The organism is Rhodoferax sp. U11-2br (assembly GCF_018619435.1).
GTDB lineage: Bacteria > Pseudomonadota > Gammaproteobacteria > Burkholderiales > Burkholderiaceae_C > Rhodoferax.
On the sequence record NZ_JAHFZF010000022.1, the window covers coordinates 1 to 13549 of the forward strand.

Here is a 13549-nt window from a genome sequence, read left to right on the forward strand (position 1 = left end):
GCCCGATGGCGCCTCTGAGACCGGCCACGGCCCGACCCGTACCGCCCCGCATCACCACGGCGAGCCCGACAGCATCCGCCCCTACCGGCGCGGAGACCCCTTAAAAAATATCCTGTGGAAACAGGTGGCCAAAACCGGCGCGCTGGTCAGCCGCGACAGTGTGGCCGCGCAGCAGCATGACCTCTGGCTCAGCCGCCCGCTGACCGCTCTGGCGCATCCCGAGCAGCAGCTCAACCGCCTGTGCGCCTGGGTGCTGCGGGCCGACCAGCTGGGTCTGCGCTATGGCCTGCGCTTGGGGGGCAAGGACATCGGCCCCGACCACGGCCCACAACACCTGCAACGCTGCCTGCGTGCGCTGGCTCTCGCATGAAGCTGCCCGACACCCTGAGCCACTTGCCGCGGGACACCCGCGACACGCTCTTTATGCTGCTGGTAATCGCATGGGTGGTGGCGCCCATGCTCTCCGAGTTGCCGCTGTGGTGTGGGCCATTGACTGGGGCGCTCATGCTGTGGCGAGGCGTGCTGGCCTGGCGTGGTCAAGCGCTGCCCTCACGCTGGTGGCGCCTGGGCCTGCTGGTGGTGGCGGTGGGTGCCACACTGCTGTCGTTCAGAACCCTGCTCGGGCGTGACGCCGGGGTGACCCTGGTGGTGGTCTTGCTGGCACTCAAAACCCTGGAGTTACGTGCCCAGCGCGACGCCTATGTGGTGTTCTTCCTGAGTTTTTTCCTGATGTTGACCAACTTCTTCTACTCGCAGTCTCTGCTGACCGCCGCCGTCATGCTGATCGCGCTGTGGGGCCTGTTGACAGCGCTGGTCAACGCCCACCTGCCGGTAGGACGCCCGCCGCTGTGGCAGTCGGCACGTACCGCGGGGGGCATGGCGCTGTTGGGCGCGCCGATCATGCTGGTGTTGTTTTTGCTGTTTCCGCGCATGGCTCCGCTTTGGGGCCTGCCGGGGGATGCGATGACCGGGCGCAGTGGCTTGTCCAACGACATGACGGTAGGCAACATCGCCAGCCTGGCACTCGATGACAGTGTGGCCATGCGTATCAACTTCAGTGGCACACCGCCAGCGCAGAGAGACCTGTACTTTCGTGGCCCGGTGCTGTCCAACTTTGACGGCGTGCGCTGGCGGCCCAGCGAGGCAGCGGGCGTGTGGCGCGCTGCCGACGCCGATCTGCAGGTGCAGGGCCCTGCAGTGACTTATCAGGTCACGCTAGAGCCCAACCAGCGGCCCTGGCTGCTGACAATGGACGCCACCCCCGGCGCGCCAGAGCTGCCACAGGGTCGCGCACGGATGTCGGCCGAACTGCAATGGCAACAAGACCGCCAGGCCACCGCCTTGCTGCGTTACCAGGCCACCAGTTACCCCCAGTTCAGCTACGGCAAAAACCAGAGCCCGACCCGGCTGGCGCCCTACCTGGCCTTGCCGAGCGGCTTCAACCCGCGCACGCAGGCACTCGCGCAGACCCTGCAACGGGAGGCATCTGCCGGTGAGGGTGCGAACAGCCACCTGGTGCAGGCCGCGCTGGAGCGTTTGCGTACCGGTGGTTTTGTCTACACGCTGGAGCCCGGTCTGTCTGGTCGCGACAGTGCCGACGAGTTCTGGTTTGACCGGAAGGCCGGGTTTTGTGAACACTTTGCGGCGGGTTTTGTGATCCTGATGCGCGGTGCTGGCGTGCCCGCACGGGTGGTCACCGGTTACCAGGGAGGTGAGCGCAACGCGGTGGACGGTTTCTGGACCGTGCGCCAGAGTGATGCGCACGCCTGGGCCGAGGTCTGGTTGCCAGGCCAGGGCTGGCAGCGGGTTGACCCAACGTCCATGGTGGCACCCATGCGCACCAGCAGTTTTGCCCGGCTGGAGCCACAGCGCGGTGTGCTGGCCGAAGCCATCCTGGGCAATGTCAACCCGCGTTTTGCGCTGAACCTGCGTGCCAGCTGGGATGCGCTCAACAACCGCTGGAACCAGTGGGTGCTGAACTACACCCAAGCCAGCCAGCTCGATTTGCTCAAAAGCATCGGTTTTGAGGCGCCCAGCTGGGAAGACCTGATTCTCTTGCTGTGTGCCATCGTGGTGACAGTGAGCCTGCTTGGCGCGGGCTGGAGTGCCTGGGAGCGGCAGCGGCAGGACCCCTGGCTGCGTCTGCTGGCACAGGCCCGGACTCGGTTGTTAAGCGCCGGGCTGCCCGCGTCAGACAACAGCACAGCGCGTGAACTGGCCGAGCAGCTGCGGGCTGCTCAAGGCGGAACCTCCACCGAGGTCCAGGCGCTGATGAACTGGCTGCTGCGCCTGGAAGCGCTGCGCTACGCCCCACCAAATGGGCACAGCAGCCACAAGCGCCAGCTCACTACACTGCAGCACGAACTCCGGCGCCTACGCTGGGGTGTTTGAAACACCGACTGACCATGCCTTTGCTTGCCTTGAGACCTTTACTTGCACTGCTTTTGATAGCTATCACCGCTTTACCCATAGGGGCTGAGGCCAAAAAACACCCACATCATCCGAAACACAAGGCCAAAACAGTGGCCAGCACCCCGGTGCCCGGCCCAAGTTATGCCCAGCGCAGTGACGCCATGCAAGCGGCCGACGAGATCGCCCAGCAGCGCGACCTGGACCCGGCTTGGGTGCGCCAAGCGATAGGGCAAGCGCGCTACATCCAGGGCATCGCTCAGGCCGTCACACCACCCGCCGTGGGTGTGGCCAAAAACTGGCAGCTCTACCGCAGCCGTTTTATTGAACCCAAACGCATCCGAGCCGGGGTCGCCTTCTGGCAATTACACCGCGACACCTTGCTGCGGGCACAAGCCCAAACCGGTGTACCGGTCGACATCGTGCTCGGCATCATTGGTGTGGAAACCATCTACGGCCAGCAAATGGGCACTTATCGGGTGCTTGACGCGCTGGCCACGCTGGCCTTTGACTTTCCCCAAAGTCACCCACGCGCTGGCGCACGCAGCCAGTACTTCAAAGGAGAACTGGCGCAATTTCTGAGCATGATGCAACGTGGTGACATCGACCCGACGCTGTGGCGCGGCAGTTATGCGGGGGCACTGGGTTTGCCGCAGTTCATGCCCAGCAGCTGGCACAAACATGCGGTGGACTTTGATGCAGACGGCAAGGTCGACCTGTTCACCAGCCCTGGGGATGCGATTGGCTCGGTGGCCAACTACCTGGCCGCTTTTGGCTGGCAGCCCGGGCAGCCGACCCATTTTGCTCTGAGTTTTGACAGCACCCGACTCGACCTGCCCACGCTGCTGGCGCCCGACATCCTGCCGACTTTCAGTGTGGCGGATGTCCAGGCCAAAGGTGTGGTGCTGGAGGCGGCTGCCCAGTCCCACCCCGGCAAACTGGCGCTGATTGAGCTGCAAAACGGTGATGCGCCGCCCAGCTACCTGGCAGGCACCGAGAACTTTTACGTGATCACCCGCTACAACTGGAGCAGTTATTACGCGATGGCGGTGATTGAACTGGGTCAGGCGGTCTTGAAAGCAGCAAAGCAGCTGGATGCGGCCACCACCCAGGACGCCGTTTTAGTGCCGGCGAGACCCTGAATATGCTGCACTAAAAGTAGCTACATGCCCTTATGGAATAAGGGCTAAGAGACGATTACCCCTTCAAACACCGGGTACAACTCGTCCACCCAGGTCTCTACCTCATCGGCACCGATCTGCAGAAAGTCCAGACACTGTGCCCCATGTTTTTCCCACTCACGCTGCTCTTTGACGCCCTCGTGGCGGGCCACCAGGTGGTCGGCAATGGCAGCGATGGCCACCAGCTGACGCACGCCCAGTGGCACATGGCTGTCGGTCAGTGATGAGAAATCATGGTGCAGCCGCACCGCGTAGACCACCTCGGCAGGCAGGCGCCAGGTTTTGGCCACAATCGCGCCCACCACCGCGTGGTCGGTGCGGTGGGCGGCGTTTTCGGTCTGGACAAAGGTGCGGTCCTGGCGCGCCATGGCCTCCACCAGGGTGCCGCTGTAGCCGCGCACACCTTGCAGCATCACCGGGATGCCGACGTGAAAAAACAGGCCGCAGGTTTTGCACACATCCAGGTCCAGCCCGTACATCTGCCCGGCAATGTGGGCCATGGCCAAGGAGCGGCGGGTGGACGACTCCCAGAAATGCTCAATCAGTGTCGGGTCAATGCGAATGGCGTTGCGCAGCAAAAACCCGGTCAGGATGCTGGCCGTGGGTTTGACACCCAGCATGTTGATCGCCTGCACCACCGACTGCACCGGTTCGCGGCGCGCGTACAAGGAACTGTTGGCCACCTTGATCAGCGCGGCGGCCATCGCCACGTCGGCACCCGCAATCTCGGCCACCCGTTGCGGGTTGGGGTCCGCCTGAGCCAGTTCCTCTTGCAATTGCACCAGCAACTGCGGACAGGGTGGAATGACAATATCTTTGACCGGACCCGCGTCGCGCGCGGCATCCAGTTCACGGTTCAAGGCTCGGATGGACATGCAAAAACTCCTGATGCCGATTATTGCCGCGAAACCCGGACCGGACCCCCGAGTCAGGTCAAACACAAGCGTGTCTGTGCTCCAGCTTCTTTGGCTCCTGGAACACATGCTGCTCCAGTGCGCGCGCGCTCAGCGGTCGCGAGAAATAATAACCCTGCAACTCGTCACAACCCAGGGCCTTGAGCTGGATGGCCTGCTGCTGATGCTCTACCCCTTCGCCAACCAGGCGCAGGCCCAGCGCGTGGCCCAGCGCAATGATGGAGCGCACGATGGCCAGGTCTGCCTCGTCATCGAGCATACTCTGTACGAAAGACTGGTCGATTTTCAACTCATCAATCGGAAACCGTTTGAGGTAGGCCAGGCTGGAGTAGCCGGTGCCAAAGTCGTCAATCGACAGCTGCAGGCCCAGCGCCTTGATGGCCAGGAGCTTGTCGCTGGCAGCCACCGGGTCGGCCATCAGATGGGACTCGGTGATTTCCAGCACCATCCGTTGGGGGTCACATCCGTGGCGTTCAATGCAGTGCTGCACCAGGCCCACCAGCTCAGTGTCGGCCAGCTGCGCTGCTGACAGGTTGATCGACAGATCCAGCGCATCCAGACCCATGGCCTCCCAGGCGGCTTTTTGGCGAAACGCCTCGTTCATCACCCAACGACCGATCGGCTGGATCAGGCCACACTCTTCGGCCACCGGGATAAAACGGGTGGGCGAGATCTCACCCAACTCGGCGCTGTGCCAGCGCAACAAGGCCTCCACACCCACCACCTGCTGGTTCTGTGCGTCCACCTGGGGTTGGTAATGCAGGCTGAATTCACCGCGCTCCAGCGCCAGGCGCAGGTGCTGCTCGAGCGACTGGCGCTCACGGATGGCCAGGTCAATCGAGACATCAAACACCCGGGCGGCATCGCGACCGGCGGTTTTGGCCTCGTACATGGCGGCATCGGCGCGGCGCATCAGCTCCACCAGATCGTGGCCGTCGGTCGGGAAGATCGCAATGCCCACACTGCAGGACACCCGCAGCTCATGACCATGCACCTGGTGCGGCTGGCGGATCAGCGGGATCAGGCGCTGCTCGGCCTGCCAGCGGGCCTGGGCACCGTCTTGCAGCTGGCGCAGGATCACCACAAACTCGTCCCCACCCAGGCGGCTGACCAGATCACCAGAACGCACCGACTGCTGCAAGCGCTGTGCCACCGACTGCAACAGGCCGTCACCGATGTGGTGGCCCAGGGTGTCGTTGATGACTTTGAAGCGGTCCAGATCAATGAACAGCACCGCCAGGCATTCACCGCTGACGCTGGCCTGCTGGAGAGCGGCCTCCAGCATCTCGACACACATCGCACGGTTGGGCAGTTCGGTCAACACATCGTGGTGGGCCAGGAACTTGACCCGAGCCTCGGTGCGTTTGCGGTCGGTGATGTCAACCGCGATACAAATGTAGTGTGAGATGTCTTCCTGCAGCGAGGACTCACGTACCGCCGAGATCATCATCCAGGCCGGGTAGGTTTCACCGGTGCGTTTGCGCAGCAACACCTCGCCCTGCCACTCGTTGCGCTTGTGGATGGCGCGGATCATGTCGGACAACACCACCGCATCGATCACATCCGGGACATCGTCGGCCGTTTTGTGCTGCTCGTGCCCAAGCAGCCGCCCCAGATGTTCACCCACCACCTCATAAAAATCGTAGGAGGTGGCGCGGCAATAGGCCCGGTTGACACTGAGCACCCGCTGCTGGCTGTCCAGAATGATGATGCCTTCACTGGAGGCCTCAAACACCTTGGCCCACAACTCCATGCGCTGCTCCATGAGCTTGAGCACATTGATCGGGGTGAAGGTGGTCAGCACCGCGTCCTGGCCCTGAAAACTCAGGCGCCGTGCCGACAGCACCGCCCACGCGCTCTCCACACCACCGAGCCAACGCACCTCGAACTCGTCGATCTGGTCACGGTCTGAGAGTTGTTGGAAAAAGCGCGAACGCACGCCAGGCTCCAGGCCCTTGTGCCAGGGGTCGGTGGTGCAACCGGCCAGCCAGGGCTGGGCCGCTTCGTTGGCATGCAAGACCTGATGCTCGGGGATCGAGGTGACCATCATCGCCACCGGGATCGACTCCAGCAGCTCGGCCTGGGCCAGCGCCGCACGTGCGTTGGCGGCCAGATCCTCACGTGCCGAACGGTCCTGGTCGAGCTGCGCGAGCATGCCGTTGAAGGTGTGGACTAGGTGGCCGATCTCGTCCTGGCTGTCCCACTGCGCCCGCAGGTTGTAGTTGCCACTCTGGCGCACATCGTTGGCCACCCCCGCGAGTTGTTTCAAGGGTCTGGCAATCAGCCGCGCCACGGTGAACACCAGGCTCAGAATGGCCAGCAACAAGGCCAAGGCGGTGCCCAGATGGAGCCACATCTTGTGAAACAAGGCCTGCACACGGGCCTGCAACAAACCGTCCAGCGCGCGCGAGGAGGCACCCCAGGCCTGGCTCAGCGTGTCCAGCGACGCACCATAGCTTCGGGCAAAAGTCTGACGATCCTGCTCGGTGGTACCTTGCTCAGACGCCTTTTGAACCTGGCTGAGCAGCCCTGCCAACTGGGCATCCAATTTTTCCCGCTGCGGTTGCAAGGCGGCCTTGAGTGCAGGGCTACCGGCCGCCAGCGCCTGGGCATAGTCTGAGGCGATCCCCTGGCGAATAGCATCCAGCCGCCCCGCCAGAATCAGCAAAGTGGTGCTGTGGAGCGAGGACGCCGCCGCTGATTTCGGTGGACGCCTGCCGACGGTCTGCGCGGTGTCGAGCAGCACATCCACCAACTCGGGAAAGCGCAGCACCACCAGAGACATGTTGTAGTAGCTGTCCAAGTCGGGGTCGAGAATCAGATTCGATTGGTTGCCCACCGTGGTGATCAGTGCGCGGGCGCTGGACACCATCGGTTTGAGTGACGCTGGCAAAACCGTCGCTTCGGAGTTTGGCGCATCAAGACGGGTAACAAAGGTTTGGCTGTCGGCCTGTGCATTGAGCCGCACGTCATTCAACGCCCGCTGTGAAGCAAGCCGATAACGTGCGGCAGTCATGTCAACCTGGGCCAGGCTGGGTGTGCCGACCAGTGGCATCAACACATCACGCACCGCATTGGTGTAGCTGATGCCCACCATTTCCTTGCGGGCAAAGTCGATCGCCAGGTATTTTTCGTTGATCAGGATGCCGGAGACAAAAATCACCGCCGTCAAGTCCAACAAATAAATCAGCGTCAGCTTACGGCTGACGCTCAAGCGACCCAGCCAGGCCGCCACCGGCCTGAAACGTCGACTGATCTGCAGACGCATCGCCTGTCGCAGCGCCCTCACACTGGGGTCGGAATCAGAAAGTCCCGACTGATGTGGGCACCCAGGTCGTTGACCCGGTCCAGAAACTGCGTCAGGTAGGCATGCAGGCCGGTTGCCAGAATTTCGTCAATGCGACCGTATTCCAGCTCGGCGCGCAACTTGCCGGCCCGGCGCTGGGTTTCTGTTGATTGGTCATTGGCCACCATTTTGAGGTTACCCACCACCTCGTTGAGGCTGGCATGCAGGCTGCGCGGCATGTCGGGGCGCAAGATCAGCAACTCAGCCACACGCTCGGGTTTGATCACGTCGCGGTAGACCTTGCGGTACACCTCAAAGCCACTGACGCTGCGCAAAATGGCGCTCCAGTGGTAGAAATCGTACTCTTGGTCTTTCTTGAGATTGGCCGTGCCATAAAAGTCGCTCTCAACCGCATGGAACTTCACATCCACCAGGCGCGCGGTGTTATCGGCGCGTTCCAAAAAAGTGCCCAGGCGCATGAAGTACAGCGCCTCATCCATCAGCATGGTGCCTACCGTGACACCCCGCGACAGGTGTGAGCGGAACTTGACCCAGTCAAAAAACTGTGCGGGATCCTCCTCGAACTCACCCACCTTGACCTTGCGTTTGACTTCCAGCCAGGTCTGGTTGAGGGTTTCCCAGACCTCGGTGGTGAGGGCACCACGCACGGCGCGGGCGTTTTCACGCGCAGCGGTCAGGCAAGACAGGATGCTGGATGGGTTGCTCTCGTCCTTGACCATGAAGTCCATCACCTTTTTGGCATTGATCTCGCCGTGTTTTTCCTGGTAGCTGAACATCAGCTCGCTGATCGACAGCAGCCCCTGCCAGCCGGACAGCGCCACGGCCTCGGACTGCGGCAGCAGCGAGGTTTGGTAATTGACATCGAGCAAACGCGCGGTGTTTTCTGCTCGCTCGGTGTAACGGTTCATCCAGAACAGGTGGTCGGCGGTTCGTGACAACATAGGTGGCTTTCTTGGGTGATCTGGGTGCTCAGCTCGCGTCGGGCTCGGTGCTGGATTGGGTCTGCGACTGTGCCGCGTGGACGGCGGCAGAGCGGTCATCCTCCAGAACCCAGGTGTCCTTGGTGCCCCCCCCTTGTGAGGAGTTGACCACCAGCGAGCCTTCTTTCAGCGCCACACGGGTCAGGCCACCCGGCACCATCTGCACGGATTTGCCGCTCAGCACATACGGGCGCAGGTCGATGTGGCGTGGGGCAATACCACTCTCCACAAAGGTCGGGCAACTCGACAAACTCAGTGTGGGTTGCGCGATGTAACCCGAGGGGTTGGCCTTGACGGCTTTTTTGAAGTCTTCGACCTCGGCCTGGGTCGAGGCGGGACCTACCAGCATGCCGTAGCCGCCAGCACCGTGCACCTCCTTGACCACCAGGTCTTTCATGTTGGCCAGCACATAGGCCAGGTCGTCCTTGTTGCGACACATGTAGGTCGGCACATTGTTGAGGATGGGCTTTTCACCGAGGTAAAACTCGATCATCTTGGGCACATAGGGGTAGATCGACTTGTCGTCAGCCACACCCGTGCCGACCCCGTTGCAGATGCTCACATGGCCAGCCTTGTACACATCGAGCAACCCGGCGCAGCCCAGTGTGGAGCTGGGGCGAAACACCGTGGGGTCAAGAAAATCGTCATCCACACGGCGGTAGATCACATCCACCCGCTGCGGGCCACGGGTGGTGCGCATGTAGCAGAAGTTGTCCTTGCAGAACAAATCCTGGCCTTCCACCAACTCGACCCCCATCTGCTGCGCCAGGAAAGCGTGCTCAAAATAAGCGCTGTTGTACATGCCGGGGGTGAGCACCACCACGGTGGGTTCTGCGGTGGTGGCAGGACTGCTCTCGCGCAGGGTTTCCAGCAGCAAGTCAGGGTAATGCGCAATCGGCGCCACCCGGTGTTTGTTGAACAGGTCGGGGAAGAGGCGCATCATCATCTTGCGGTCTTCGAGCATGTAGCTCACGCCGCTGGGCACCCGCAGGTTGTCTTCGAGCACGTAATACTCACCCTTGCCCTGGGCGTCAGGTGCACGCACCATGTCGATGCCCGAAATCTGTGAATACACCTGGTTGGGCACATCCACACCGATCATCTGCGGACGGAACTGGGCGTTTTGTTCAATCTGCTCGCGCGGAATGTGCCCAGCTTTCAGAATCTCTTGCTCGTGGTAGATGTCATGCAGAAAACGATTCAGGGCGTTGACGCGCTGGGCCAGACCGGCCTCCAGCATGCGCCACTCGTTGGCCGGGACGATGCGCGGAATCAGGTCAAACGGAATCAGCCGCTCGGTGCCCGCACCGTCCTCGTCCTTGTCGCCATACACCGCAAAGGTGATGCCGACACGGCGGAAGATCATCTCAGCTTCTTCACGGCGTTTGGCCATCATGTCGCCCGGCTGGCGGGCTAGCCATTCGTCGTAAATTTTGTAGTGATCGCGGATTTGTGCGCCATGGGTGAAGAACTCATAGGGCAAACGCGTATACATCTCGTCGAATTTCTGCATGAATATCTTCTCCTGAGCAAACGATAGCAAGCTTTGGGCCAATCAACGGGCTACTGCCTCTGCCGCACATGTCTGTTTATGCACCTTTTTCCTGTCATCAGGCTTTCCCTGCAGTGCCTCCTGCAGTGCCGATGTCACAGCTTTCTCCCAAAAACTGCTTTGTAAGTAAGCAAGGGCTTTGAAGATCGGCCCTCAAGGCACCCGGTGGTGCCAGTAACGCTGATCAACCTGGCGCTGACAGCGCACAGTCTGCGACCACCACGACTGCCAGGTCATGGCACCACAATGGGGCGTATCAAACAAGCGGGTTCCAAGGGCTTGATAACGCACCAAAACAGGGTCGGCAGGGTGACCAAAGCGGTTTCTGTAACCGGTTTGCACCAGCGCAATGCGCGGTTGCACTGCCTCCAGAAAGGCGCCACTGCTGGAGGACTTGCTGCCATGGTGTGGCACCAGCAGCACATCCGCACGTAATTTGGGCACGGCACCGGGCGGACCACTGGCCAGGGCCTGCACCAATTGGGCTTCCTGCGGCTGCTCGATGTCTCCCACCAGCAAGGCTGTCTGCTGGCCGTTGGCGATGCGCAGCACACAACTCAAGGCGTTGGGCTTGGTGAGCCGACCATAGTCGGTGGCCTGCGGGTGCAGCACCTCAAAATCCACCCCGTCCCACCGCCAGCGCTGGCCTGCCACACAGCGCGTGGCCGGGTCCTGTGTGACCAGGCTGTCCTCACCCGCCATCGAGCTGATCAGCTGGGCCTGCGGCTGCATGCTAAGCACCGCCTGGGCGCCACCGGTGTGGTCGCTGTCGCGGTGGCTCAGCATCACAGTGTCGAGCTGCATCCCCAAAGCCCGCAGCAAGGGCACCAGCACACGCTGGCCGGCATCACTTTCGCTGCTGAAACGCGGGCCGGCGTCGTACAACAAGGCATGGTGTCGGGTGCGCACCAGCAGCGCACTGCCCTGCCCGATGTCTGCCGCCAGCAACTCAAACTGGCCAGGTAGTGGCCTGGGGGCCTGCCACAACAGCACCGGCAGCACCAGCGGCAGTGCGGCCAGACGCAGGCTCCAAGGCAGGCGCAAGGCCAGCAGCGCGCCTCCCAGCACCGCTGCCGCGCCAGCCCACCACGGGGCTTTGGCCACCCAGAGCACCGACCATGGCCAGCTTGCCAGCCAGCGCAGTACCTCGCCCATCAGGTCAATCACCCCAGCGGCCCAGGCCCACAGACCTGGCACAACCACCCCGACCATGGCCAGAGGTGTCACCAGCAGTGTCACCAGCGGAATTGCCAACACATTGGCTAGCAGCCCCACCAGCGAGACCTGGCCAAACAGCAGCAGGCTCAAGGGCGTGAGCGCCAGCGTGATCACCCATTGCTCGCGCAGCATGGCAACAAATCGACCCCTAGCCCTTTTATCGATTGAGCTGACAGCTCCCGAATCTGAAGCAAATAAAACTCCCACAGCGACAAAACTCAGCCAGAAGCCAGCCTGCAACAGGGCCCACGGGTCCAGCAGAACCACCGTCACACAGGCCAGCAACCAGACCTGCGGCCATGGCCAGCGCAGACCCAGCAAACGCAAGACCCCCACGGTGGCCAGCATCAGCACCGTGCGTTGGGCGGGCACGCCCCAGCCGCTGAACAGGGCGTACAACGCCGCCAGCACCAGGCCACCCAGCAAGGCCGCACTCGGTGCACTCAGCCACAGGCACAGTCGCGTGGAACGTCGCCACAAGCTTCCTACCAGTGCAGCGGCCAGCCAGGCAAACATGGTGATATGGAGGCCCGAAATGCTCATCAAATGGGCCACACCGGTGGCACGAAACACATCCCAGTCGGCCCGTTCGATGGCAGCCAACAAAAGAGTTCTTCCCTGGTTAAATCCCCGACGAAAGTTCTTCCCTGGAACGTGCTTCTGAACAATTCGCAAAGAAAGTCCTTCCCTGACCATTCGCCCTTCGTTTTTTGTGAACAAAAGAGTTCTTCCCTGGGGGCTGCGACGGCAGGCGCGCTACCATCGAGCCAACGAGGCTCCATGGAAAACAAGCTCTGCAAAATAACGCTCTACCTATCAGTTGCGTTGAGCTCAACTGCCTTTACGCAAAGTTCCGCCGAAAGTTTGGCCAGAGAACCAATTTCTCTTTACCAGCCAGCACAGCGAAGCTCTGACTTTGACGGATGCAAAGATGTTTTCCCAGGCGGCGTACCTATTGCACTGAATTCGGTGTCGGAAAAATGGAAGCCCCGTGGCTTATGCTCAAACAATTTTGCAGTTCTGCATTCTGGGCTTTCGCGCACACCGCTAGTCGTGGTCGAAAGGCTCTACGGCACGCTCCTTAAGGGTGCATCAGGCTTAAAAAGAACCAATGTCTTTTTCGAGGACCCGCGGCTACCAAAGGCTGAGCGGGCAGCCTTGAGTGACTTCGAGGGAAGTGGGCTGGACCGAGGCCACCTCGCCGCTGCGGCAGACCAGACCGATGAGATTGCGATGGCACAGTCCTTTGCCCTGTCCAACATCGTTGCCCAAAATGCAGTCAACAACAGGGAAATATGGTCAAAGCTGGAGGCGGACACTCGAAAGTATGCGCTCAGGGCCAAGGGACCAGTTTTTGTTTACTCTGGCCCGCTGTTCAAAGAAGGCTTAAAAACCATCGGTGCCGGCGTTTGGGTGCCAACTCATCTATTCAAGCTCGTTCACGACCCGCAGGCAGATAAGACCTGGGTTCATTTGCTACCCAACGACTCAACTCCTTATAGAGGACCGCCGTTATCCTATGCTGATTTCGTGAAAGATTGGGGATGGGACGTGCTTAACAAGCAGCGCTGACTGAAGCTAAATCAGCAAGGGACGTATCTCTTCTTACCGCTCTTGCTGTAAACGTAGCAGCCACCCCGCGGGCCCACGTGTGTGGCGGCCGGGGCGGTGTATGTCGGAGTTGTCTGGGTCGGCGCCGGGGTAAGCCTTGCCAGTTCATGCTGCTCGAGTCTTTTCTCCAAGGCGGCTATTTGAGCCTCCAGGTCGGCTACCTCCTTCTGAAGTGCGTCAATCTCGACCTGCAACTTGACCTCGCTCAATCTTTGCCTCTTGGCGGCCAGCGTTTGCCGCGTCGAAGCCAACGTGGCCCGGTCACCCACAGTGTCATACGCTGGGACTGTACCGGGAGGTGGTGAATACACCCCAGAAACAGGGGCTGCGCACCCGAAAAGCAGCGCGGCGCATGCCAGTAAAAGAACTTGGCTCAG

The 13549-nt window shown here is 61.4% G+C and carries 8 protein-coding genes and 1 pseudogene; 4 read left to right on the forward strand and 5 right to left on the reverse strand.

Annotated elements, in window-relative coordinates; all coding sequences use genetic code 11:
• The 3 genes from KKO72_RS14125 to mltB all read left to right on the forward strand — a co-directional run.
• Positions 1-370, forward strand: a 370-nt coding sequence (locus tag KKO72_RS14125) for a DUF58 domain-containing protein (RefSeq protein ID WP_214939578.1), incomplete at its 5' end; no start/stop codon positions are given.
• Entirely contained in the window at positions 367-2391 is a 2025-nt protein-coding gene (locus KKO72_RS14130) for a DUF3488 and transglutaminase-like domain-containing protein (protein ID WP_214939583.1), read from the forward strand. The genes KKO72_RS14125 and KKO72_RS14130, both read left to right, overlap by 4 nt.
• 14 nt (positions 2392-2405) lie before the next feature.
• Positions 2406-3551, forward strand: coding sequence for a lytic murein transglycosylase B (gene mltB, locus KKO72_RS14135; protein WP_214939586.1), 1146 nt, complete (start codon positions 2406-2408; stop codon positions 3549-3551).
• 44 nt (positions 3552-3595) lie between these two features.
• Here the strand turns inward: mltB and KKO72_RS14140 are convergent, their stop codons facing one another.
• The 5 genes and pseudogenes from KKO72_RS14140 to KKO72_RS14160 form a co-directional block, all read right to left on the reverse strand.
• Entirely contained in the window at positions 3596-4465 is an 870-nt protein-coding gene (locus KKO72_RS14140; RefSeq protein WP_214939589.1) for an HDOD domain-containing protein, read from the reverse strand.
• A 58-nt stretch (positions 4466-4523) separates the two neighbouring features.
• Positions 4524-7793 carry an EAL domain-containing protein gene (locus KKO72_RS14145; RefSeq protein ID WP_371736888.1) on the reverse strand — a complete coding sequence of 1090 codons (3270 nt, stop codon included), beginning with the start codon at positions 7791-7793 and terminating at the stop codon, positions 4524-4526.
• A complete protein-coding gene (locus KKO72_RS14150; RefSeq protein ID WP_214939592.1) occupies positions 7790-8752 on the reverse strand; it encodes an alpha-E domain-containing protein in 963 nt (320 codons plus the stop codon). Before KKO72_RS14150 ends, KKO72_RS14145 begins: the two co-directional genes overlap by 4 nt.
• A 28-nt stretch (positions 8753-8780) precedes the next feature.
• Complete coding sequence (locus KKO72_RS14155) at positions 8781-10304, reverse strand: circularly permuted type 2 ATP-grasp protein (RefSeq protein WP_214939596.1); 1524 nt, start codon at positions 10302-10304, stop codon at positions 8781-8783.
• 192 nt (positions 10305-10496) lie between these two features.
• Positions 10497-12158 (reverse strand): annotated as a pseudogene (locus KKO72_RS14160) (DNA internalization-related competence protein ComEC/Rec2); the annotation flags it as partial.
• 183 nt (positions 12159-12341) lie between these two features.
• Here KKO72_RS14160 and KKO72_RS14165 point away from each other — a divergent pair.
• Positions 12342-13133, forward strand: a complete 792-nt coding sequence (locus KKO72_RS14165; protein WP_214939599.1) for a DNA/RNA non-specific endonuclease — start codon at positions 12342-12344, stop codon at positions 13131-13133.
• Positions 13134-13549: the final 416 nt, after the last annotated feature.

Excerpts from the sequence above, each read along its gene's own strand:
- KKO72_RS14130 (WP_214939583.1), top strand. The coding sequence starts at position 367 with ATGAAGCTGCCCGACACCCTGAGCCACTTGCCGCGGGACACCCGCGAC.
- mltB (WP_214939586.1), top strand. The coding sequence starts at position 2,406 with ATGCCTTTGCTTGCCTTGAGACCTTTACTTGCACTGCTTTTGATAGCT.
- KKO72_RS14140 (WP_214939589.1), bottom strand. The coding sequence starts at position 4,465 with ATGTCCATCCGAGCCTTGAACCGTGAACTGGATGCCGCGCGCGACGCG.
- KKO72_RS14150 (WP_214939592.1), bottom strand. The coding sequence starts at position 8,752 with ATGTTGTCACGAACCGCCGACCACCTGTTCTGGATGAACCGTTACACC.
- KKO72_RS14155 (WP_214939596.1), bottom strand. The coding sequence starts at position 10,304 with ATGCAGAAATTCGACGAGATGTATACGCGTTTGCCCTATGAGTTCTTC.
- KKO72_RS14165 (WP_214939599.1), top strand. The coding sequence starts at position 12,342 with ATGGAAAACAAGCTCTGCAAAATAACGCTCTACCTATCAGTTGCGTTG.